This window comes from Neptunomonas phycophila (assembly GCF_001922575.1).
Taxonomy (GTDB): domain Bacteria; phylum Pseudomonadota; class Gammaproteobacteria; order Pseudomonadales; family Balneatricaceae; genus Neptunomonas; species Neptunomonas phycophila.
Genome location: NZ_MRCI01000001.1, coordinates 819,659 through 843,118 on the forward strand (window position 1 = coordinate 819,659; position 23,460 = coordinate 843,118).

Below are 23,460 nucleotides of genomic sequence, written 5' to 3' on the forward strand. Positions count from 1 at the left end.
GCTCACTGATAAGTCCTTGCTATTAATAAGGTTGATATATGTTATTGGTCGACAGCTTAGAAGTGAGCTAAATTTTTAGATGTAGTCAATTTCGCCAAAATTAGCTCTAGAAACGTTAAGGAGATGCAGTAATGGCTAATCAATTCCAAACAGGCATTGTTGCAGAAGCATCCGTTGATGCGTGTTTTTTGACCTTGTCTATCAAGGCGGGAAATGAGCCTGCTGTAAAATCTATTCTTGCTTCGTTACCTCAGGTTATCACTGAGTTTACGGCACGCTATAGTGATGTGAATCCTCATGCAGTTGTGGCGATTGGTTCAGAGGTATGGGATAGGCTATATGATACAAAGCCTGCGCTTTTACAAGCGTTCCCGACGCTTGAAACTCCCGGAGTAATGCCCAACACACCTGTTGATCTTTTGCTTCACATTCGTTCTGATCGTCGTGATATCACTCACTTATTAGAAGAAGCCTTGTATAAGCCGCTGTCTGAATATGTAGATGTGGTAGAAGAAATATTCTGTTTCCGTTTCTTAGAAAGCCGAGATATGACCGGCTTTGTCGATGGGACAGAAAATCCGCAAGGTGAAGACCGTTTAAGCGTGGCGTTGGTTGGTGATGAGGACGCTGAGTTTGTGGGCGGATCATATTTACACCTACAGCGATATGTCCACAATATGAAGAAGTGGTCTACTCAAAGTTTAAAGGAAAAAGAAGATACGTACGGCCGAACTCAAGACGATAACATTGAATATGCATCTGCTGATAAACCATTAACAGCGCATACTAAACGTGCGTCTATCAAGAATGCCCAAGGGCAATCTTTGGAACTGTTGAGGCAGAGCCTACCTTATGGAGGCGTTAAAGAATCAGGTTTGATGTTCGCTAGTTATTGTCGTACACCTGACAATTTCAATTTAATTTTGAAGAGTATGGTTGACGGTGATGGGCATGGCCATACAGATCGAATGCTGCAATTTACACGTGCTGTGACTGGGCAGGCTTTCTTTGCGCCATCGCCTCAATGGTTGAAAACCAACGGCTAGCTATAATGCGCAGCTGCCTTTCTAGAAATAAAGCACTGGCAACTACCAGTGCTTTTTTATTTGTTTAGAAAATCATTCAATTCCATAAAAAACCCACAAGCTTTACGTCTACTGGCCGATAGCTCGCTTAACATTGTTCAACTAACCTTAGATACGAAAAAACTTTATTAAATAAGGCGTTTTCAGCATTCGTTTCTATACTGAAGGTAAGCCATAAAGTTTAGGGTTGGTTCATCATTTTAGCGGAGAGTTTTTCATCCTATGCTGTTTAGCCGACATATCAGGAAGAGTGCTGGTTTATTTCTATTCTTTGCAAGCCAAAGCAGTTTAGCTGCTGATAGCCTCAGCCTTGAACAACTCAAAAGTATGGATATTGAAGAGTTGTCTTCAATTGAAGTAGGTATCGCCTCCAAAATACCCACAAAAGTAGAAGAAACCCCGGCAGCGGTATATGTACTAACGTCAGAAGATATCCGACGCTCTGGCCACAGCAGCGTAGCGGAAGCATTGCGAATGGTTCCGGGTTTAAATGTCGGATCTGTTTCAGGAAACTCATGGGCTATTAATTCGCGCGGTTTCCAAGAAACATTTTCGAATAAATTCTTAGTTCTTCTAGATGGTCGTAGCTTATATAACCAAACATTTGGTGGCGTTTACTGGGATATGAACGATATCCGTACAGAGGATATTGAACGTATTGAAGTCATTCGCGGTCCAGGTTCTGCCGTATGGGGAGCTAACGCGATGAACGGAGTAATTAATATCATTACCCGTTCAAGTTTCAACGCTCAAGGAGGGGAAGTCAGTACAACCCTTGGTAATCAACGGAATGAATTGAGTTTACGTTATGGTGGTGAGTTAAACACTGATACCACTTATCGAGTTAGTGGTAAGGTGCAGTCCACCGAGCAAAATAGCCCGACTCAAACCTCTGGACTTGGCTTTAGAGAGAAATTGGCTGAGGACGAATCCTCGCAAGGCCGGCTAAACTTTAGAACCGATACCGATTTCGGTAAGGGCTCTTCTCTCATGTTAGAAGCTGGTGTTTTTAGAGGAAAGTCAGAGCAGCGGATGTTCGTTGCTGAAGAAAACCAAATAACCGATCCTGCCCTGTATCAGCAATATAGAGGGCTAGAGCTTTACAATATTCTAGGGCTCTTTCAACAAGGTTTAATAGATACTAACGAGTTCACCTCATTATTATTAGATGAAAATGGGGATTCGTCCCTAGGTTGGGATTGCTTAACAAGCCACTGCACCTATGATATCCGCGATGAGCAAACCTATGAAGGTGCACATTTACTGGGTAAATGGCGGCAAGTTTCCGGGAAAGAGTGGTATAGCATTCAAGCCTATGTAGATTATGTAGAAAGGTCGGAGTATCAGATTAAGCAAAGGGCTTTGTCACTTGATATCGACTTGGAGCATGGTTGGAAATCGGATTTGGGGGATTTTGCGATAGGAGCCGGATTTCGTTCAACCGATGATTCAATTAAAACGAATCGCTCGTTTACACCAGTACTACAGTTAAACCCATCTAATAGTCGAAATAACATAGTTAACCTGTTTATACAAAATTCGTATCAATTAACTGATGATATTCGGATTCTATCGGGTTTGGGTTATGAATACTCAAGCCAAACAGGTGTGCAATGGCAACCGACCATAAGAGGGTTATGGAGTGTTACTCCTGATACACAATTGTGGAGTGCTATGTCTTTCTCTTCGCGTACCGCTTCGCGAATTGAAACGGGCGCAATTGCTAACTCTGCTTACAGTGTAGAAACAAATGATGATCATGCAGAAGAGCAGCTCAGCTCATTAGAATTAGGGCTGCGACACAGTTTTACCAATAACCTATCTATCGACCTATCGGCTTATAAGTACTGGTATCGAAACCTTACCTCGTTAGTAATCTTACGGGCGTTTGATCCTATTGCGAGTACCCCTGGTGAGCTATCGTTTGGTAATGATGCAGCGGTGGACGCCTATGGAGCAGAGTTGGCAGTCGACTGGCAAGTGGTTCCTAGTTGGAAGCTACAGGCGTCTTATAGCTGGATTTCTCAGAACGAAAAGCGCTTGGCTTCTAATATTGAATCAATCATCTCGACCAAGAAGTCGGCCGAACAACAGTGGAGCCTCCGCTCCTACTGGGATGTAACCGAGGATGTTGAGCTTGATGTTAGTCTTTACTATGTATCAGACATTGGCGAATCAGGGTCGCAAATATTACTCGGTAACGAACACTCCATCGATAGCTACTTGCGAACGGACATAAGGTTAGGTTGGCAACTGTCACCTCAAGCAGAAATTAGCTTAATTGGACAAAACCTTTTTGATAGCACACATGAGGAGTTTTTTTCATCGCCCATCAATGTCGGAGGTGTTTCTGAAAACACCGATGTGAAGCGCAGTGTTTCTGCTAAATTCACATTGCGGTTTTAGGGGTGGAGATGAAAATGATGTCTACACTCAAAACCTTAAAAATTGGACGCTACCTCCCTCAAAGACGTGCTTTGCCGCAATTGACGTTAATCTTGTTGGCGATGCTATTTATGTACCATTCAACGGCACGCGCAGAAGAAGTTTCTAATCCGTTGGATGATATCAAGTCTGTTTATATCTTTAACTTTTTGTCATTTATCGATTGGCCGGAGCCTCAAGATGATCACTACCAGTTATGCATTGTTGCTCAGCGCTCTATGTATGAGCGTATCGCGGCTGTTGTAAGTGGTGAGCAAATCGAGGGGCGACCTATAAATATGCGTATGTTAGAGGGTGATATACGCGGATGCCATCTTGTCTTTTGGCAAGCCAGCATGCCAATAAGTGATGCAGAGCTTGCGCAACTGAAGTCGAGTAATGCGCTATTGGTGAGCGACAAGAACAACTTTATTTCCAACGGCGTGGGCATGGTTGCTTTTGAGACTCGGGGCCGTAAGGTGCGAGTAGCTATGAATTTAACGGCGATGGAAAATGCAGGCTTTAAAGTGAGTTCTAAGTTGCTGCGCGTAGTGCGGATTGAACGTTAATCGGTCTAGCAAGCGTTTTAGTAAGCGTTTTAGTAAGCCTAAGCCCCATCATTTGATAGGGCTTAGGTGATTTAGACGCTTTTACTGTTGAGTTTCGTTTTCAGTAAAGACGCCTTCAAATAAAGCGGTAGATAAATAACGTTCACCTGAGTCAGGTAATATAACAACGATTTTCTTACCAGCGTTCTCAGGTAAAGCCGCTACCCTTAGTGCTGCTGCTGTGGCCGCACCACATGATATCCCTGCTAAGATACCTTCTTCTTTCATTAAACGTTGTGCAGTGGCGATAGCGTCTTCGTTGCTGACTTGTTCAACTTGATCCACTAAAGATAAATCTAAATTGCTGGGTACAAAGCCGGCACCAATACCTTGGATTTTATGCGGAGACGGTTTTACTTCTTCGCCGTTGATAGTTTGGCTGATGACAGGTGAACTTGTAGGCTCGACAGCTACACTTTTGATAGCCTTACCTTTAGTGTTTTTAATATAGCGCGAAACACCCGTTATCGTACCGCCTGTACCGACACCGGCCACCAAAATATCAATTTCACCTTCCGTATCTTCCCAGATTTCTGGTCCGGTTGTTTTTTCGTGGATGGCCGGGTTGGCTGGGTTCTGAAATTGTTGGAGCATAATGACATTGTCTGGATCGGCATCGACAATCGACTGCGCTCGCTCAATAGCACCTTTCATGCCTTTTTCAGGCGGTGTCAGTACAATTTCAGCCCCTAAGGCCTTCATTAGTTTGCGACGCTCGATACTCATTGAAGAAGGCATCGTGAGTATGAGTTTGTAACCTCGTGATGCAGCGACAAAGGCTAAGGCGATGCCCGTGTTCCCACTTGTTGGTTCAACAAGTGTAACACCGGGTTTTAGTTTTCCCGATTTCTCTGCTTCCCATACCATGCTGGCGCCTATGCGGCATTTGATTGAACCGGCTGGGTTACGAGATTCTATTTTGGCGTAAATTTCTGCGTCTGGAGCAAGACGAGCCAAGCGAACAAGTGGGGTATTGCCAATACTAAGGGAATTGTCTGAAAAAGCCTTCATGGTGCCTCCTATAGCGAAAATGTACTTTAATTTGTAGTGTACCTGCCGATAAGTTTGTTTTCACAGATTCCTTTGCTATATCTATATTATCTAATAAATAAAGCGTATGTCCTTAATTAGGTAAAGAGCCTAGGAACAGTGTAAGACCCAACCATAGACGCTTTGTTGGCTAAATTTTGTGAATTGAAATTGGTGATGTTTGAAAAAGTTACTGTACGACCTACCTGTTCGCCACAAGTTATCTGCTATCGTAATGGCAACTGCATTAGCGGTTGTTATGCTGTCTTATTCTATATTTATTGTGAATTTTTGGCTGACCAGTCGAGATCAACTGGTTGAGTCGCTTCATACGCTTACGAAAGCCGTTAGCGCGAACGTATCAGCGGCGGTGATTTTTGATGATAGCTTAACGGCAACAGAAATCCTTAACACACTCAATGCCAACCCTAATGTTGAGTATGCCGTGCTGCAAAATGTAGAAGGCGCCTTCTTTGCGGGATACGGTGATTTACTCTCACCTCAAGATAAAACTCAATTCGAAAACTTTATGTCTGTTCAGAGCACCGATTGGAGCTACGACTTTATTGATAATTACTTAATCATTGAGCAGCCAGTCATGGTTGAGAAACGCTTGATAGGTATGCTCGGGGTTGCGGTGAGTTTAGAGAACTACCAAGAGAGTATTCGGCGCTGGGTGTTATACGGTGTAGGTATTTTATTCCTCGTGTTATTAGTCGGCTATTTTATCTCGTTAAGGCTGCAGCGCTTTATTATTAAGCCGCTTGATAAAATGGTAAACACGATGAGCGAGGTAGCTAAGTCTAGCGATTACAGCAGCCGTGTGCGTTACCGTTCAAAAGACGAGCTTGGTCAGCTCGTTGAAGGCTTTAACAACATGTTGGCTCAAATTCAAAACCGAGACGCCGAGCTAAAACACGCTAGGGATGTTGCAGAGCAGGCCAACCACGCAAAGTCACGCTTTTTAGCGACAATGAGTCATGAGATTCGTACACCTATGAACGGGGTGCTCGGCATGGCTGAGCTGATAATGAGCACACCGCTGAATGAAGAGCAGTTACGTTACGCCCAAACGATTCATAGCTCAGGCGCATCGTTATTAAGTATTATTAACGACATATTAGATTACTCTAAATTTGAAGCCGGGCAGCTTAAGCTGGAATCGGTTCGTTTAGATATGTACGAGCAGATAGACCATGTTCTCGAGCTGCTTGGCGAGTCTGCACATAATAAGCAGATTAAGCTTCACACCGAATACGACCCTAAGTTTAGTGGGCACTTAAAAGGAGACTCTACTCGTATCCGCCAAGTGCTCATGAATTTGGTGGGTAATGCGATTAAGTTTACTCAGGACGGCTCTATAGTCATCAAAGTACGTAGCTTCTTCTCAGACGATTCACCGTTTATTCGAATTGATGTCATTGACAGTGGGCCGGGTATTTCTCCTGAAGCTCAAGAGCGTATTTTTGAGTCTTTTTCGCAAGCCGACTCATCCATTACCCGTAAATATGGAGGAACCGGGCTAGGCTTGGCTATCTGTAAACAGTTAGTGGAGAGCATGTCTGGGCGTATTGGTGTGCAGAGCGTTCCCGGGGATGGCGCTACTTTTTGGTTTGAGCTACCGGTAGAACAGTCGGATATTCAGCAAGGGCATGATGGCGCGACTTTACTCGGCGGTTATCGAATGCTGCTTGTGTCATTGGACAGTACCTTTGCGCAACAGCTAAAAGAGCAACTTCACTGTTGGGATGTGTATGTCGATATAGCGGCTTCAGTCCATATGGCAGAGCAGAAGCTACAAATGGCTTCCGAACGGGGTAAATCATTCGATGTGATGATCATCGATCGGGAAGGTATAGCACGAGAAAGTATCTCTTTAATGCAATCGGTGAAACGGCGAGCGAACCTGAACGAACCTGCCTATTTATTGGTGAGTACTCCCGAGCAGAGTTATAGCTGTTTACCCAGTAATGCAAAGGTAATTTTCAAACATTCTGACTCAGTGCGCCCCTCTGTTTTATTGGATACCTTGTCAGGAATGTTAGCTCCTGACTCTCTTTCTTTTGGGGGCACTCAGCCCACAGGTGATGCTAATAACCTTGATGAAACTGACCATGAACACTTAAATGGCCGTGTTCTTTTGGTTGAAGATAACTTGGTCAACCAACAAGTTGCTTCAGGCTTATTGCGTTCTATCGGTTGTGAATTTGTGATTGCGAACAATGGTAGGGAAGCTGTTGAAAGGTGGAGGAATGATCGCTTTGATATCATTTTGATGGATATCGAAATGCCAATTTTAGACGGGATTTCTGCTACAGCTGAAATTCGCGAAGCTGAAATAGCCGGGCAGCAGGCTTACACGCCAATTGTTGCTGTTACCGCAAACGCAATGGACGGTGATAGAGAGCTGTACTTAAGCAATGGAATGGATGACTACTTAAGCAAGCCATTTAGCCGAGCGGGTATACATAAGACGCTAACTCGTTGGTTGAGTGAAGGACGTTCTGCATTCAGTGATCTTGAGCAAGAAAGTGATCAATACAGCAGCGAGCCAACACAAATTATTGACTATGCTCATTTAGAGCACTTAAAGCAGCTTTATGATGAAGATGGGCAGCCATTGATTCGGGGTTTGATAGATATTTATATTAAAAATGCGGATGAGATTTTGGCCAATCTCAAGCAGGCTGCAAAGCAGCAAGACTTTGAAGAAATACGCCGTTTGGCTCACAGCTTGAAATCGAGTAGCGGCAATTTAGGTTTAAGTGAAGTAACGCAATTATCGCGATCTATCGAATTAAGGTGCCAACGAGGAAATGTCGATGCAGTTGACGATGAGATCGTATTGCTTGCTAACGCGTGTCGGCAGGCTAACGAAGAGCTTGTGGGGTTAGTCAGCCTGCCAGAGTGGATGTAAGGAGCTTTAATTGGAAGTCTATAAAAAAGCGCAAACAGTGCTATTGGCAGATGATGACCCTACTTTGCGTATGGTAGCTGCGGCTCATCTTCGCAAAGAAGGTTATGAGGTAGTTACAGCCGAAAACGGCCATCGCCTATTAGAGCTTCTTGTTGAGTACGAAGCTGATCTCATTGTATTAGACGTTGATATGCCTACCATGAATGGCTTTGAGGCATGTAAGCGTATTCGTGAATTCGAGTCTTGTAAAAACTTACCTATTTTGATGATGACGGGACTTGAAGGCAATAGCTCTATAGAAGAGGCATATAGAGTAGGGGCAACGGATTTTATTGCCAAGCCTGTGAACTGGACATTACTCAAACAGCGTTTGAAGTTTATGCTGCGTGCAACCACTGCTATTAAGGAGCTGTCTGATAGTGAGGCTCGATTGGCCAAGGCGCAAGACATTGCTAAGTTGGGGTATTGGCACTGGGATTTAAAGCGAAAGGTGTTAACGCTGTCGCAACAGCTGCAAGAAATAATTAAATCCCCGAGTACCCAGATTGATTCAGTCGATCGTATTTTGGATGCCGTCGTTTCTAAAGATCGAGAGCACTTGCGTCAAGTTATCTCTTTAGCCCAGACGTTACCCACCAGTTTTCCTACCGACTTTTTCATGCACATTTTGGTCTGTCAGCAAGGAAAGCGCACTATGCACGTGCAATCGAGCTTGGAGTGTGACCTGCAAGGGGAGGCGATTGCTATTCATGGAACTGTGCAAGATGTGACCGAGCGCGTTAACGCAGAAGAGCGAATTAGTTTTTTATCCCACTTTGATCGGAAAACGCATCTTCAAAACAGAGAATCGTTTGCACGCTCTTTAGACGGCATGATCCGCTTATATCAAGGTTTAGGGGGCGTGGTAACACTGGTGTTGCTGGATATAAACCGGTTTGGGCGAATAAACGATATCTTTGGTCATACCGCCGGTGATCATGTCTTAATTGAAGTTGCTAGTCGTTTAAAACACTGCTTGGGAACCTTCTCGAAAAGCGATAAATATGTCGGTACGGAAATTTGCCGCTGGGGCAGTGATATTTATGGTGTGGCTGTTCATGCTAAGCGTTCATCAGATCAGTCAGGCGAAATACCCGTAGCCTTGTTAGCGACCCTCGTAGAACCAATATCGGCTAATGGTCATGAAGTGTCGCTAACGGGATGTATTGGTTATGCCCATGTATCTGATCGTGTCGAAGATACAGATACTCTTGTCCGTAATGCTGAAACGGCGTTACGCCACGCTAAGCGTCAAGGACGAAACTCGGCACATTGCTATCATTCGGGAATGAGTCAATCGTCAGAGCGTCGGGTTTTACTAGAAGGTGGCCTTCAAAAGGCGTTGGAAGAAAATCAGCTGTATTTACACTATCAGCCGAGAATCCATGCGGCTAAAAACATTATTGTAGGGGCTGAGGCTCTACTGCGTTGGCAGCATCCGACGCTAGGGCTCGTTTCTCCGGTTGAGTTTATTCCTTTACTCGAAGAAATGGGGTTGATTCATAATATTGGTGCTTGGGTATTTAGGGAGGCGTGTAAACAGTTAAAAATATGGCAAGACATGGGGCATCACGAATTTGTTATGTCTGTCAATTTGAGTGCTGTACAGTTTCGCGATGTTCGTCTAGCGCAAGAAGTGCGGGACGTTATACAAAATGCAGGTATCCAGCCGAGCACATTAGAAGTCGAACTAACAGAAACCTCCATCATGGAAGACGTCTCCCAAACGCAAGCCACACTAATGGTTTTAAAAGAGATGGGGTTACGTATCGCTGTTGATGATTTTGGTACAGGCTATTCATCGTTAAGTTACTTACGCAGCTTCCCACTTGATACGCTGAAAGTTGATCGCGCCTTTATTCGAGATTTAACCACGAATGATGAAGATAAATCATTAGCGACAGCCATTATAGCAATGGCGCAGTCGCTAAATTTAAGAGTAGTGGCCGAGGGAATTGAACTGCAAGAACAAGCGTCTTTTTTGTTGGAAAAGTCGTGTGATGAGTTTCAAGGCTTTCTTTTTTCTAAGCCAATTAGCGCTGAGGCATTTACCGAATTACTAACCAGCTGGCCTAACAAGCCAAATCATTCTGCACTGTCTAGTCGCGCCTAATGTAGTTTGGTGGTTTAATGTTTGATATATTAGATTTATCTTAATTATGCGTTGGGCAAAGTTATGCGTCTGGTCCTAAAGCTTATAGCTCCGGCTATCTTTTATTTGGGTTACTTCCTCTTTAGATCTCCTTTTGCTCGTCGTTCTAAAGCTGTTCATAACTTTACTATGAAGGTTTTTCGTGTGGCGGCTGATAATGGAAATACTCGGGCTCTCTCCCTTTACGGACACCTGTTGTTTTATAAAGGGGATGGTCAGCAAAACCGAATACAAGGTGGGATATATTTAGAGCGCGCAGCCACTGCAGGAGACAGTAAGGCTCAGTATCAAATGGGACGGGTTTATGAATCCGGGTTTGAGAATTATTTCATGCCTTCACCCACTAAGGCCTTGGCTTTTTATAGGCTAGCTGCAGAGCAAGGCCATGGTTTAGCTATATCAAGGCTGGCTACGATCTATCAGCACGGAGAGTTATCGCAGCCAGTTGATACTGCCCAATATCTTTACTGGCAAGGGCAGAAAGCATAATCTTTGCGTGAGCTTGTCTATTGCTTCTTTTCCGTACGCAATCGAATACGCATATTGAGCGTAGTTTCGGCATTGCCGGGTACGGTTACTCGCCATACAGCATTCCCGCCGGTTTTTTCAGTTGGGTCTATGGTGCTGCTCACTATGGACCAAGGTTGATAAAAGTCGGTACTGATTTCGAAAACGCGGCTTTCTTTCGCATTGTTGCGTAGTAAAAGCTCATGTGCGACTACGGTTCCATCGAAGGCTTCTTGAATGTCGGTTTGTTTGCGCACAATTGATTGGTCAAAGGCTTGTCCCATCGGCAGTTCGACTCGATCGCCAATAGCCGTTTGTTGTAAGTGAGCGGCACCTACGTATTGGAGCTGTCCGTCATTATCTGGTATGAAAAAACGCGCATTTCCCGCTGGCAATGGTTTGCCGATTCCGTGATGTTGGTTGTTGTAAAACCGAATAACTGAGTTGGGCTTGAGTGTTGTTGTTTGTTGCTCTGGGTTGGCTCCAATTCTAAAGCGATAAGTTAAAACGGGCTCTACGCTTACATCCTCTTGGGATATAAAAGGCACTTGCGTACGTTGTTGATCCAGTAGGTTTACAGGCGACTCTAATGTATAGAGTTGGTAATCGCTTAACGATTGCTGTTCAGATATGGCTGAAGCCATCGGTGCGTCCATGGTCGCTCGCATCATGGCCTCTTTGGCATACATGCGCCCATTGCCTTGTACTTGATTTACGTTACCCGCAAGTAATTTGATACGCGCGTTTTTAAAATCGGTACCTGTCATATTTTGTAACGATGCCATCCCTTGTAATTGCATGGCGTCTCTGGCGGTATTAAGTGTCATCACATAATCCATTTGCCAGCTCAGGCCCGCCGTTAAGTAGCTAATGTCGGCTTCGCCAGCTTTAGGTGCACCTGCAGTAGTGAATTGAAGACTGGGTTTGAGCACAAGGTTATCAGGCATATCAGGGAATATAATGCGCCATTCATCTCCCCGTGTAATAGTCTCAATGCGCCCGTTATGTTCTATCATTAAGGTATTACCTTGCGCGCTTAATAAACGAACGGTTTGCTGTAACTCTTGTCCGTCTGCGCCGCGCCTGGCTAAAATAATATTATTACCAATAGCGTTATCTAATAAAGTGGTTAAATTCAGTACGGCTTGGTTGAGCGTTTGCTCTTTGATGCGGCCCACCTTGTTTAAACGTAGTGTCTCTGTTTGCATTTGCTGGCTGATGTCTTCGAGGTAGACCGACTGATTAGCGGGTAAAGCAGGGCGGGAGCGAGTCTCTTGAACCAGCCCTAGGTTGTCGGTGTATAAAGTGACATCGAGTTGCGTTTGTTGGTCAGCGCTCAGGTGAGTAGCTGCTTGTGTAAATACCGGTAAGCACGACAGAAACAGTGCTCCGCTAAATGAGGTGAAACGCATAAAAGTCATCCTTTCTTAACAGTGTAAAGGCGCCGTGGCCTAATCAATCCTAATGTAAACCTACAAATCTAGTGCGACACGAAACCCCCATGCATTGCGTGACGTGTCTGCTGGATGGCGGTAACGGCTAGCTGATCGAACAACGCGGTCAATATCAAACCATGAGCCACCGCGCATACTCCGGTAGGCGCAGCGAGGTTCACTGTAGGCTGAACCATCTTTTGGGTAGTTTTGATAATTTTCTAGGTAGCAATCTTGCACCCATTCATCTACGTTGCCATTCATGTCCAGTAACCCCCATGGATTTGCTGGTAAAGAGCCAACGGGTGCAGGTTGTTGGGCATCCCATTGCGTCCCACATCCATCACAGACTGCGCGATTGGGGTAAAGTTCATCGCCCCACCAATAGGCTGTATTAGTTCCCGCGCGGGCTGCGTACTCCCATTCTGCTTCGCTGGGGAGCCGATAATTTTGCCCTGTTTCCTTAGAAAGCCAGGCTGCATAGGCTGTTGCGTCAAGCCATGAGACATTAACCACCGGCTGATTGTCGCGGCCCCAGCCATTATCATCCGGCATAGTACGGTTGGTGGCTGTGGCGAAACGGTCATACTCAGCAAAGGTGACTTCGTGTCTAGCTAGAGCGAAAGGTTTGTCTATAACCACTTCAATGACGGGGCGTTCATTGTCATCACCCAGACCATGTTGGTCTCCCATAAAGAACCGTCCGGCCGGTAAGCTAACCATTTCTGGCCCGTAAACGCCTGTGCTTAATTGGTCTTGGAAGTGCGCAAAGTTGGCATCAGCTTCTGCAGCATCACGGGCTTTAGGGGGCTGGGCAGTATCAAGCGGTGTAGGCTTCTCCTGAAGTTGGTTTAACTGCTGTTGTAAGTTTTCGTTAACTAATGCATTGGCTTGTGCACTTTCTTTCAAAGCAAACGCTTGCTCCTTCCACGCATTGATTTGCTGATTAAGTTGTTGCTGTTGCAGAAAAAACCAAAGGCTTAACGATAATCCAAGGAGAAGACCCGCTGTAAACAAACCGGCTCCTTTTATCCAGTGAAAGCGAAAACTAGGCAAGACGCTTCTGGACTTTTTGGGCGTATTATCATTGGTTTGTTTAGAGGTCGCTTTTGTATTAACCAAGGGTGGTTCGTTTGGTTCGGGATCATCACTGGCTGCTTCCGGCTGTTCCGGTTTGTCAGCTTCGGCAAAAATAGCGGAAATCAATTCTGCGGATGACTCAGGGCGTTGTACGCTATCGTTGTCTAACCCTGTTAGTAGGGCGTCCCATTGAGGGGGCTCAAGGCCTTGCGGTGCCTTCCAAGAAGCGGAAAGTCGTGAATCAGGCCCTTGTGCTTGGGTAAATGGGCTTTTTCCGCTCAAGACCGTATACGCAATCGTCGCTACAGCATAGGTGTCACTGTTGATTGGTAATAGATTAGGGTGGAAGTTTTCTTCAGACTGGTAGGCGATGTAGTCGCCAGTTAACGCGGAATTAGACGCCTCAAGCAGCACTTTGTTGGAAAGCGGCCATACCTTAACTCCGCCTTGGCGATTGATAAAAATTTGATCGGGCGCTAATGACCCATACGGTAGACGAGTTTTTTCGTGATAATGATCGATGCTAGCAGCGACTTGCATCAATAATCCGCGTTGTTGACTGGGTTTAAGTTTTTTGATGTGTTTCTTTTCGATCATCCCTTGAAGGGTAAGCCCATCAACAGGCTCGGTGGCTAACAGTAGCAGCCCGGCACGGTGTACAAAAAAGCCAAGGGTTTTTAGTAAATGAGGATGGGTTAACTTACGTGCAATAATGACTTGTTTTTTTAAGGCTTCTTGAAAGCCTTTGTCGGCCATTAATTCTGGGCTAATTACCACCACCGCAACGGGAGCATTAGCATGAGAAAGGTCTGTGGCAGACCAAAGCTGTCCTAATAAGTGCTTCCCTAGCAGGGTGTCTAGCTTAAAACGGCGATGCTCAGGGCCTAAAATTTGATCTTTGCTAAGTGATTGATACAGCGTGTTTGGTTGTGATGGCATTACCCGAACCTATCCATTGAAACTAGTCATATACAATATCACTAATAATAGACAAGATCGGGCAATACTCTACTTGAGATCTTTACCCACTCTTTAATAAATACAGCGAGTTAGTCTGTTTGTAGTGGTGCGAAGCTTTTTACAAGCTCATCCACTGCTTTCATTTGGGCTAGGTATGGCTCAAGTTTGTCGAGTGGCAGTGCACATGGACCGTCGCATTTTGCTTCGGCAGGGTTTGGGTGGGCCTCTAAGAATAACCCTGCTATCCCTTGTGAAATACCTGCACGGGCCAATTGGGCGGCCATGGCTCGGCGACCACCCGCTGAATCTGAACGTCCACCGGGTAATTGAAGTGCGTGTGTAGCATCAAAGACAATAGGGTAGCCAAACTCTTTCATTACGCTAAAGCCAAGCATATCTACCACCAGATTATTGTAGCCAAAGCTTGTACCGCGTTCGCATAGGATTAGATTGCTGTTACCGGCTTCTTCGCACTTATGGAGGATATGCTTCATCTCGTGGGGAGCTAGGAATTGAGCCTTTTTAATATTAATAACCGCTTTTGTTTTCGCCATAGCGTCAACAAGGTCTGTTTGGCGCGACAAAAAAGCAGGAAGTTGGATGATATCGCATATTTCAGCAGCTGGTGCCGCTTGGAAGGGCTCATGGACGTCGGTAATTAAAGGCACGTTAAACGTATTTTTGATTTCTTCCAGTATTCGCAAGCCTTCGTCTAAGCCTGGTCCACGATAAGACGTAAGAGATGAGCGATTAGCTTTGTCGAAAGAGGCTTTAAAAACGTAAGGAATATTCAGTTTAGTGGTGACTTCTACGTAAGTTTCGGCAATTTTCATAGCCAAATCACGCGACTCTAAAACGTTCATGCCACCTAGCAGCACCATGGGTTTGTCGTTAGAGACTTCTAACGCGCCTACCTGAATTGTTTTCTGTTCCATCATTTAAATCTCTGTCGGTTACGCTTAACGAAAGCTAATGATCAACGAGTAAGCAGGATTACTTGCTCGTTGATTAAAGCGCAAAGTATACGCGAATCAGATGAGATGTGGAGTACGAAACCGCTGCCAGAAGACCGGTTAATACCAGAGGTACAATAAACCGTAAATCTCCGCTGTAATGGCCACGAGGCAGCCGAGTGAGTAAAGGCCGTAACGGCGCGCTAAGGTTTCTTCGTTTAGGGTAGATATCAAATAAGGTTGAGCTGGGGTGTTTGGGGCGATCATGACGTGCATTGAAGGGCTGTTTATTTGAGAGCGCCGACGCTCATTGGCTTCTACTGCTGCTGCTTTTTGAACAGCATCCCATTCCGTCATGTCGATTTTATTATCGCCGTTTTCATCAAAGCGCTCGAGCAAAGCGGTATAATTCGCTTTCCACTCGGTGATAACTTCTTTTGTCAGATCTTTTACGGATTCTACATGCCGACCACCACCTACGCTGCGAAACTGTCCGAGTAAATAGACTTTTTCGTGTCGCATTAACAAGCTTTCAGTGTAACGGTAACGCGGCCCAGATAATTCTTTAGTCAGCAGACTTCGGCTTGTCGTATTGGTGTGGTGGTAGGTTTCGTCTCTGGGGTTTAAGGTGTTGCCATGCCAAGTGCGGGTATAGTCTGGTTTTACTCTTGCCCCGTTTGGATCAACTAAGCATGTCCCGCTGGAATCAGAAACTTGGAACCACTGCTGCGATTCGCCAGAGTTTACCGGCCCCGTTTTCTTTTCGTGTAGATCTTCTACTTTAAAACGGTACCAGACACATTCCATATTGGAGAGCGGGGCTCGTAAAATGTCTCCTTCACCGTCGTGGATGTGGCCGATTACTTCGACATACCCTTGATGGGCTGAGCGTATTAGGGAGGTTGGTGTTCCGGTAATTAAACGATAGTAGTTTAAAAAACGAAAGCCTATCCACGTTGTGGCAACTAAGCTAAATAATAATAGGAGCGTTAGCCAGATCATCTTATGAGCGTTTGAATAGCTGGTGGATATTTACATCCGCGGTTTCCAAGTCACTAAATACCAACAACTCTTTATGCTTGAAGCTAAAAGCCTTGGAAATGATAACGTCCGGAAACTGGTCTACGCGAATGTTATAAATGTTGACGCATGCATTATAGAACTCACGGCGGTCGGCAATGCTGCTTTCTAGGCCAGTGATACGACTTTCAAGGTGTTGGAAGGACTCGTTGGCTTTTAGATCAGGATAGTTTTCTACTACAGCAAATAGCTCATCTAAACCTCCTCGTAAGGCTGTTTCCGCCGCCCCCAAAGCCACCATATTTTCTGCGTTCGCTGCATCACTCACGCGGGCGCGAGCACGTGTTATTTTGAGTAAAGTTTCTTGTTCATAGCGCATGTGTTCGCGACATATGTCGACTAATTTAGGTATTTCATCATGTCGCTGCTTCATTAACACGTCGATGTTTGACCAAGCTTGAGCCACGTTATGGCGTAAGTGAATGAGGTGATTATAAATAGAAATGGCATAAAGTAAGACTAGAATGGAAATAGCTAACGTAACCCAAGTGCTAATCGTCATCTAATTGGTTCCTTGGCGATATGATTTGTTAGAGCTTTTACGTCTAAATACCCATCAGTTCAACAATAATGGTTTTTATAACGAAGGCAGCCAAACCTAAGCCTAGCGCTAAAAACAAAATAATAGTTCCGAATTTTCCTGCATTGGATCGTTTAGCTAAGTCGTAAATAATAAAAAAAACAAAAGCGGCAAAAACAAAAATGCCGATATTGAGCATCAAACCTTCCCAGTCAGCTAAGCGCATGTAAACTCTCGTATTTTATTTAATTGCTTTTGTGAAAAACGGTGAGCTAGCGCTACCGAAATGCTAAAAGATTATAGGTGATTCGCTGTCGTATTTCATTGCCTAGTAGAAGGTTGTCTTGAAAAGGTCTAGTGTGGTCGGAAGTGGATAGATACGAAATAATTGCGAAATAGAAGTTTTAGATCTATACATTCTATAGAGGCGGGAAAAACAGGGTTTTTTGATAACTTGTTGTTTTTTAATGTTATTTTGTAGTAGTCATGTATTTCCTCTCATATTTCCTTTGCTTTATAGTGCAAAAAAGTATCTTTGATAGGTAAATTTTGGATTTGTTTCTATTTGGTTTGAGGAGTGTAATGGGCTTGCTCTCACTTCTGAAGTGTTTATATGAGCGCTTCGTAGGAGTTACAAAAAATATAAAAATCCACTGGCTTAGTTGCCAGTAATGGAGAGACTACTAATGAAAAACTATATGGTTCCTACCCTTATGGCCTCGGCTATCGCTATGGCTTCTGCATCTTCTTTTGCTGCCACTACAGTAACAATTGGTACTGTAAATAACGGTGACATGATTCGTATGCAAGAGTTATCGCCTGCGTTTGAAGCTAAATATCCAGATATCAAGCTGGAGTGGGTAGTACTCGAAGAAAACGTCTTGCGTCAACGCCTCACAACGGATATTGCCACAGGTGGTGGTCAGTTTGATGTGATGACAATTGGTATGTATGAAGCGCCAATCTGGGGAGCCAAAGGTTGGTTGGAGCCTGTTGGAGAGCTACCTGCTGAATACGATGTAGATGATATTTTCACGTCTGTAAAAGACGGCTTAACCGCTGATGGAAAATTGTTTGCATTACCTTTCTATGCTGAAAGTTCAATGACGTACTATCGTACAGATTTGTTTGAGAAAGCCGGTTTGGAAATGCCTGAGCGTCCTAGCTGGGATCAAATGATGACCTTCGCTAAAACGCTGCACAAACCAGATCAAGAACAATACGGCATCTGTCTGCGCGGTAAAGCGGGTTGGGGCGAGAACATGGCCCTTATCTCAACAATGTCTAATGCGTTTGGTGCTCGCTGGTTTAATGAAGAATGGAAACCAGAATTTGACGGTGCTGATTGGAAAAGCACATTGAGCTTCTATGTGGATCTGCTAGGCAATTATGGCCCTCCAGGTGCATCTTCTAATGGCTTTAATGAAAACTTAGCGTTATTTAACTCTGGCAAGTGCGCTATGTGGATCGATGCCACCGTAGCGGGATCATTTGTAACAGATAAAGCGCAAAGTAATATTGCAGATAATGTAGGTTTTGCGTTGGCGCCTAAGCAAGTTACAGAACGCGGTGCGGGTTGGTTGTGGTCATGGGCTTTGGCTGCGCCAGTAAGCTCAGATGCAAAAGAGGCTGCAAAGTCATTTATGACATGGGCTACATCAAAAGAGTATAGCGACTTAGTTGCCGAAAAATATGGCATCGCTAGTATCCCGCCGGGCACGCGTCATTCAACCTACGAAAATAAAGATTACATGGAAGCCGCTAGTTTTGCTGCCATGACTTTAGAATCAATGAACAAGGCGGACGCGGTCAATTCAACGCTCAAGCCTAAGCCGTACATTGGTGTTCAATTTGCTGCAATCCCTGAATTCCAGGCGATAGGTACGCAAGTTGGTAAAGTGTTTGCTGGTGCATTAGCAGGGCAAATGTCAGTTGATGAGGCGTTGAAAAGCGCTCAATCGACCACTGATCGTCAAATGAAGCGTGCTGGCTATTACAAGTAATAGTCAATAAGCACAAAGCGTTTTGCAGTGAGGTTGGGTAGATCACTTACCTGACTTCACTGACACAATAAGAATCTTAAGAGCACATGCTATGAGTATTTCAAACCTGCAAGTCGATAAAGCGACAGGTGCAGAAGGGTCTGCTTCGTCTGTAAAAAGCCAAAATCGTCAAAAAAGCCGGATCAGCTTAGCGATGGTATCGCCTTCGGTACTGGTCTTGCTGGTATGGATGATTGTTCCATTGGCCATGACGATTTACTTCTCGCTAATCCGTTATAACTTACTTTACCCAGGCGATGAGCCATTCGTTGGGTTAGAAAACTACTACTACTTTTTGACTGACGAAGGCTTTGCAGCAGGGGCATTCAATACCTTGTATCTGGTTTTGTCAGTGCTAGCGATTAGTGTGATATTTGGCGTACTCATTGCTGTGCTAGTAGATAATGATTTTTGGGGACGCGGCATTGTTCGAGTCCTGTTGATATCACCTTTCTTTATTATGCCTACCGTGAGTGCGTTGGTATGGAAGAACCTACTGCTACACCCGGTTTCTGGAGTGTTTGCTGCCGTCTGGCGGTTCTTTGGAGCCCAGCCTATTGACTGGTTTGCGGAGTACCCCATGGGCGCCATCATAATGATTGTGTCGTGGCAATGGGTTCCATTTGCCGTCTTGTTATTGATGACTGCTATGCAGTCACTGGATCAAGAACAAAAGGATGCAGCACGCTTGGATGGTGCCGGACCGCTGGCTATTTTCTGGCATATCACCTTGCCGCATTTAATGCGTCCAATTGCTGTTGTTGTGATGATTGAAACGATCTTCCTGCTATCAGTCTTTGCCGAGATCTTCACTACAACAGGCGGTGGCCCTGGTTATGCAACGACAAACTTGGCTTTCTTAATTTACACCCAAGCCTTGTTGCAATTTGATGTGGGTATGGCGTCTGCCGGTGGCCTAGTAGCTGTCATTATTGCCAATATTGCCGCGTTTATTTTGATTCGCATCATTGGCAAAAACTTAACTGATAAGCAATAAGGCGGGGAGACTAAACATGTTAACACTTAAACAAGCCCGTCAATTACGTACGGTTCTATTAGGCACATTAGGTTGGTTGGTTGCGCTGATCATTTTCTTCCCTATTTTTTGGATGATTTTGACGAGCTTCAAAACGGAGATTGAGGCCTTCTCCTCTCCACCACAGCTGTTCTTTATGCCGACGTTAGAAAACTATATTGAGATCAATAGCCGCAGTAGTTATTTAACTTATGCGTGGAACTCAGTGGTTGTCTCTTTTGGTTCTACTTTTATTGGAATGCTGCTCGCGGTTCCAGCGGCGTATTCCATGGCCTTTTTTGAGACAAAACGAACAAAGTCGACGTTATTGTGGATGCTATCAACAAAAATGTTGCCGCCAGTGGGCGTGCTAGTGCCAATTTATTTGTTGTTCAAAGACTTTGGCTTATTAGATACGCGTACCGGCCTCATTATTATTTACACACTGATTAACTTACCGATCATGGTGTGGATGATTTATACCTACTTCAAAGAAATTCCAAAAGATATTTTAGAAGCAGCGCGCTTAGATGGTGCAACACCCATACAGGAAATTGTCCGAGTCTTGCTTCCTATATCAAAAGGTGGATTAGCGTCTACAGTCCTGCTGGCCCTTATCTTGAGTTGGAATGAAGCGTTTTGGTCTCTTAACCTAACAGCGTCTACAGCCGCCCCATTAACCGCCTTAGTTGCCTCGTACTCAAGTCCAGAGGGTCTATTTTGGGCTAAGTTATCAGCGGTCTCTACGCTCGCTTGTGCGCCTATCCTGATCTTTGGATGGCTGAGCCAGAAACAGTTGGTACGTGGCTTGTCATTTGGTGCGGTTAAATAAACGTTATATGTAAGTGCGGCGAAATTAAACGCCGGCTTTAGCTGAATATTGATGAGGTGGTTGATTGACCGCCTCAGTAAGGAACGAGGTTTCTCATGTCTGATCTTAAAATAACAAATCTAAAAAAGAGCTTTGATAATGTCGATATTATTAAAGGCATTGATCTAGAAATAAACGACCATGAGTTTGTTGTTTTTGTAGGCCCATCTGGCTGCGGTAAATCGACATTATTGCGTCTCATTGCGGGGTTGGAAGAGGTAACCAGCGGTAAGATTGAGCTCGATGATGTAGAGATCACTGATACAGCACCGGCTAAGCGTGATTTAGCCATGGTATTCCAGACGTATGCCCTATATCCACACATGACAGTCCGTAAAAACATGTCGTTTGCATTGGATTTGGCTGGTATTGATAAGGCCGAAGTGGACGCTAAAGTATCCGATGCGGCCAAAATTTTAGAACTCGATCACTTGTTAGATCGTAAGCCGAAAGCCTTGTCTGGCGGTCAGCGTCAACGTGTAGCGATTGGTCGAGCTATTGTGCGTCACCCTAAAATCTTCCTCTTTGACGAGCCATTATCGAACTTAGATGCAGCTTTACGTGTGCAAATGCGTTTAGAACTTGCGCGTCTGCATCAAGATTTAAATGCCACCATGATTTATGTAACGCACGATCAAGTCGAAGCGATGACGCTGGCAGATAAAGTGGTTGTTCTTAACGGTGGCCATATCGAACAAGTCGGTAGTCCTCTTGAGCTTTATCACCACCCCGTTAATAAGTTTGTGGCGGGCTTCATAGGTACCCCAAAAATGGGGTTCTTAGAGGGTGTAGTGGTATCAGTGAATGAAGCCGGTGTCGAAATCACAGTGAGCGGTGGTAGTCAGTTCTTAGTCCCAGTTGATGGTGGCACGTTGCAAGCGGGTGAGGTTATTACGTTGGGTGTTCGTCCTGAGCACATCACGGTAACCGAGCCCGAAGAAAGCGCTTATCAAGGCCGCTTAACGGTATCCGAGCACCTGGGAGCAGATACGTACTGTTATGTAGAAACTGACAGTGGCGAACCTTTGACTGTACGAGCACCGGGAGATTTCGAAGGCCGGTACGGAAAAATGGTAGGTCTTAGTTTTGATTTGCAGCATAGCCACCTATTTGATGCTCAAGGTAAAGCACTGCCGCGCCTTGCAAAGGCTTAAAGAAACAGCGGATTAGCCGTACGGCTAATCCAGTTTGACCCGTGATCTATGTTCGAAGCCATTTGCGGTGTTCAAACCCCCAAATGAGCACGAGGTGCGTAAAAAATGAAAATAACACAAGCGGCATTAGCTCAATTGCCTAACTCTATTATTAAGCCTGCGTATGACCGTGCTGCCACTTCAGCGGGTATCGTGCACTTTGGTGTGGGCGGTTTTCATCGCGCTCACCAGGCCATTTATACAGAAATGTTACTTAATCTGGGTAAGGCGCAAACATGGCGTATTTGTGGTGCTGGTGTGCGAGAAGCTGATCGTAGTATGCGCGATGCTTTGGCTGCTCAGGACTACTTATATACGCTGTACGAGTTAGGTGACGGTGAGAATACAGACATCCAAACAGTAGGTGTCATTACCAACTTCTTAGTTGTGCAAGATGATCGAGAAGAACTATTGGCAACACTGTCGTCTCCAAGCACACGTATTGTTTCGCTAACAGTAACGGAAGGTGGCTATTTTACTGATGATAGTACTGGCCAGTTTAAAGCATCGCATCCCGATGTGTTGCATGACCTCCAGCATCCCGCTACGCCTAATACCGTATTTGGTTTGATGACAGAGGCGTTGGCACGTCGTCGTGATGCTGGTGTCGCGCCGTTTACCGTTATGTCATGTGATAACTTGCCGCACAATGGTGATGTTGTGCGCAAAGCGTTGTTAAGCTTTTCGGCGTTACGAGACAGTGATTTACATGACTGGATTGCTGAGAATGTAACATTCCCGAACGCGATGGTAGATCGTATTACACCGATGACAAGTGATGCTCATAAGCAGCAGTTGCTTGATGAGACTGGTATTGAAGATGCATGGCCTGTTGTAGCTGAGCCTTTTTTGCAATGGGTTGTAGAAGATAAGTTCTGTAATGGTCGCCCTGAGTGGGAAACAGTTGGTGTTCAATTTACATCTGACGTAACGCCATACGAAGAGATGAAAATAGGGCTTCTTAATGGCAGCCATTTGGCTATGACCTATTTGGGTGCTCTATTGGGTTATGAGTTTGCTCATGAAACCATGGAAGATGAACTGCTTTGTGCTTATGTTCGTCAGTATATGGATCTTGATGTCACGCCTTTACTGGCGGATGTGCCGGGTATCGACCTCACCGAATACAAAGACACATTAATTAAACGTTTTTCTAACCGTGCCATTTGTGACCAGTTAGCACGTATTTGCTCTGATGGAGCGGCAAAATTACCCAAATTTGTACTGACTACTCTACGTGGACAGATTCAAGCTGGGGCGCCATTAGATCGTACCGCATTAATAGTGGCTGCGTGGGCTCATTACTTGAATGGGGTTGATGAGAAAGGTAACCATTACCCTATCGTAGATCCTCAGTCAGAAGTATTGAAGTTGGCCGTTGCGGATAAGAGCGCCTTAGTTGAAAACATACTCGCTTTGGAAGATGTCTTTGGTTCTGACATCCCTAAAAGTACAGCGTTTGTTGAAGCGTTCACGTGCCAACTGGAACGCTTGCAGAGTCAAGGTGTGCATGCAACGCTAAAACAGGTACTCAACCTGTAAAAAACGTGGA

Annotated in this window: 18 protein-coding genes; 11 read left to right on the top strand and 7 right to left on the bottom strand. The window is 44.9% G+C overall.

From position 1 onward, the window contains the following. Positions 1-131: 131 nt before the first annotated feature. From BS617_RS03735 to BS617_RS03745, 3 genes are all read left to right on the top strand, one after another. Complete coding sequence (locus tag BS617_RS03735) at positions 132-1,046, top strand: Dyp-type peroxidase (protein ID WP_075171560.1); 915 nt, start codon at positions 132-134, stop codon at positions 1,044-1,046. Positions 1,047-1,307: 261 nt separating this feature from the next. Continuing rightward, positions 1,308-3,491: a TonB-dependent receptor plug domain-containing protein gene (locus tag BS617_RS18235; protein WP_075171561.1), complete on the top strand. Its 2,184-nt coding sequence runs from the start codon at positions 1,308-1,310 to the stop codon at positions 3,489-3,491. A 14-nt stretch (positions 3,492-3,505) separates the two neighbouring features. Next, positions 3,506-4,078, top strand: a complete 573-nt coding sequence (locus BS617_RS03745) for a YfiR family protein (RefSeq protein WP_170870315.1) — start codon at positions 3,506-3,508, stop codon at positions 4,076-4,078. 81 nt (positions 4,079-4,159) lie between these two features. On the opposite strand, the gene cysK is transcribed toward BS617_RS03745, so the two are convergent. Then, on the bottom strand, positions 4,160-5,128 hold the full coding sequence (gene cysK / locus BS617_RS03750; RefSeq protein ID WP_075171563.1) for a cysteine synthase A: 969 nt from the start codon (positions 5,126-5,128) through the stop codon (positions 4,160-4,162). Positions 5,129-5,327: 199 nt separating this feature from the next. On the opposite strand from cysK, the gene BS617_RS03755 reads away from it, so the two are divergent. The 3 genes from BS617_RS03755 (at position 5,328) to BS617_RS03765 (ending at position 10,743) form a co-directional block, all read left to right on the top strand. Further along, the gene (locus tag BS617_RS03755) at positions 5,328-8,063 is read left to right on the top strand and encodes an ATP-binding protein (protein ID WP_075171564.1); all 2,736 of its coding nucleotides are present in this window, start codon (positions 5,328-5,330) and stop codon (positions 8,061-8,063) included. A 10-nt stretch (positions 8,064-8,073) separates the two neighbouring features. Beyond that, positions 8,074-10,215: an EAL domain-containing protein gene (locus tag BS617_RS03760; protein WP_083609920.1), complete on the top strand. Its 2,142-nt coding sequence runs from the start codon at positions 8,074-8,076 to the stop codon at positions 10,213-10,215. 63 nt (positions 10,216-10,278) lie between these two features. Beyond that, positions 10,279-10,743: a tetratricopeptide repeat protein gene (locus BS617_RS03765; protein ID WP_075171565.1), complete on the top strand. Its 465-nt coding sequence runs from the start codon at positions 10,279-10,281 to the stop codon at positions 10,741-10,743. Between the two features lie 17 nt (positions 10,744-10,760). On the opposite strand, the gene BS617_RS03770 is transcribed toward BS617_RS03765, so the two are convergent. The 6 genes from BS617_RS03770 to BS617_RS03795 all read right to left on the bottom strand — a co-directional run bounded on the left by BS617_RS03770 (position 10,761) and on the right by BS617_RS03795 (position 17,013). Continuing rightward, positions 10,761-12,173, bottom strand: a complete 1,413-nt coding sequence (locus BS617_RS03770; protein WP_075171566.1) for a DUF4139 domain-containing protein — start codon at positions 12,171-12,173, stop codon at positions 10,761-10,763. A 60-nt stretch (positions 12,174-12,233) separates the two neighbouring features. After that, the gene (locus BS617_RS03775) at positions 12,234-14,213 is read right to left on the bottom strand and encodes an SUMF1/EgtB/PvdO family nonheme iron enzyme (RefSeq protein ID WP_075171567.1); all 1,980 of its coding nucleotides are present in this window, start codon (positions 14,211-14,213) and stop codon (positions 12,234-12,236) included. 110 nt (positions 14,214-14,323) lie between these two features. Further along, positions 14,324-15,169: a 3-deoxy-8-phosphooctulonate synthase gene (gene kdsA / locus BS617_RS03780; RefSeq protein WP_075173419.1), complete on the bottom strand. Its 846-nt coding sequence runs from the start codon at positions 15,167-15,169 to the stop codon at positions 14,324-14,326. A gap of 138 nt (positions 15,170-15,307) precedes the next feature. Next, positions 15,308-16,189, bottom strand: a complete 882-nt coding sequence (locus BS617_RS03785; protein WP_075171568.1) for a GIDE domain-containing protein — start codon at positions 16,187-16,189, stop codon at positions 15,308-15,310. Position 16,190: 1 nt separating this feature from the next. After that, positions 16,191-16,769, bottom strand: a complete 579-nt coding sequence (locus BS617_RS03790; RefSeq protein WP_075171569.1) for a LemA family protein — start codon at positions 16,767-16,769, stop codon at positions 16,191-16,193. 43 nt (positions 16,770-16,812) lie between these two features. Continuing rightward, positions 16,813-17,013, bottom strand: coding sequence for a DUF2788 domain-containing protein (locus BS617_RS03795; protein ID WP_075171570.1), 201 nt, complete (start codon positions 17,011-17,013; stop codon positions 16,813-16,815). Positions 17,014-17,473: 460 nt separating this feature from the next. On the opposite strand from BS617_RS03795, the gene BS617_RS03800 reads away from it, so the two are divergent. The 5 genes from BS617_RS03800 to BS617_RS03820 all read left to right on the top strand — a co-directional run bounded on the left by BS617_RS03800 (position 17,474) and on the right by BS617_RS03820 (position 23,450). Beyond that, complete coding sequence (locus BS617_RS03800; protein ID WP_075171571.1) at positions 17,474-18,790, top strand: ABC transporter substrate-binding protein; 1,317 nt, start codon at positions 17,474-17,476, stop codon at positions 18,788-18,790. A 193-nt stretch (positions 18,791-18,983) separates the two neighbouring features. Further along, positions 18,984-19,826 (top strand): carbohydrate ABC transporter permease, encoded by an 843-nt coding sequence (locus tag BS617_RS03805; RefSeq protein ID WP_249263613.1) that lies wholly within the window; start codon positions 18,984-18,986, stop codon positions 19,824-19,826. Positions 19,827-19,842: 16 nt separating this feature from the next. Further along, a complete protein-coding gene (locus BS617_RS03810; protein WP_075171573.1) occupies positions 19,843-20,676 on the top strand; it encodes a carbohydrate ABC transporter permease in 834 nt (277 codons plus the stop codon). A 95-nt stretch (positions 20,677-20,771) separates the two neighbouring features. Further along, complete coding sequence (locus tag BS617_RS03815) at positions 20,772-21,869, top strand: ABC transporter ATP-binding protein (RefSeq protein ID WP_075171574.1); 1,098 nt, start codon at positions 20,772-20,774, stop codon at positions 21,867-21,869. Positions 21,870-21,974: 105 nt separating this feature from the next. After that, a complete protein-coding gene (locus BS617_RS03820) occupies positions 21,975-23,450 on the top strand; it encodes a mannitol dehydrogenase family protein (RefSeq protein WP_075171575.1) in 1,476 nt (491 codons plus the stop codon). The last annotated feature ends 10 nt before the right edge of the window (positions 23,451-23,460 follow it).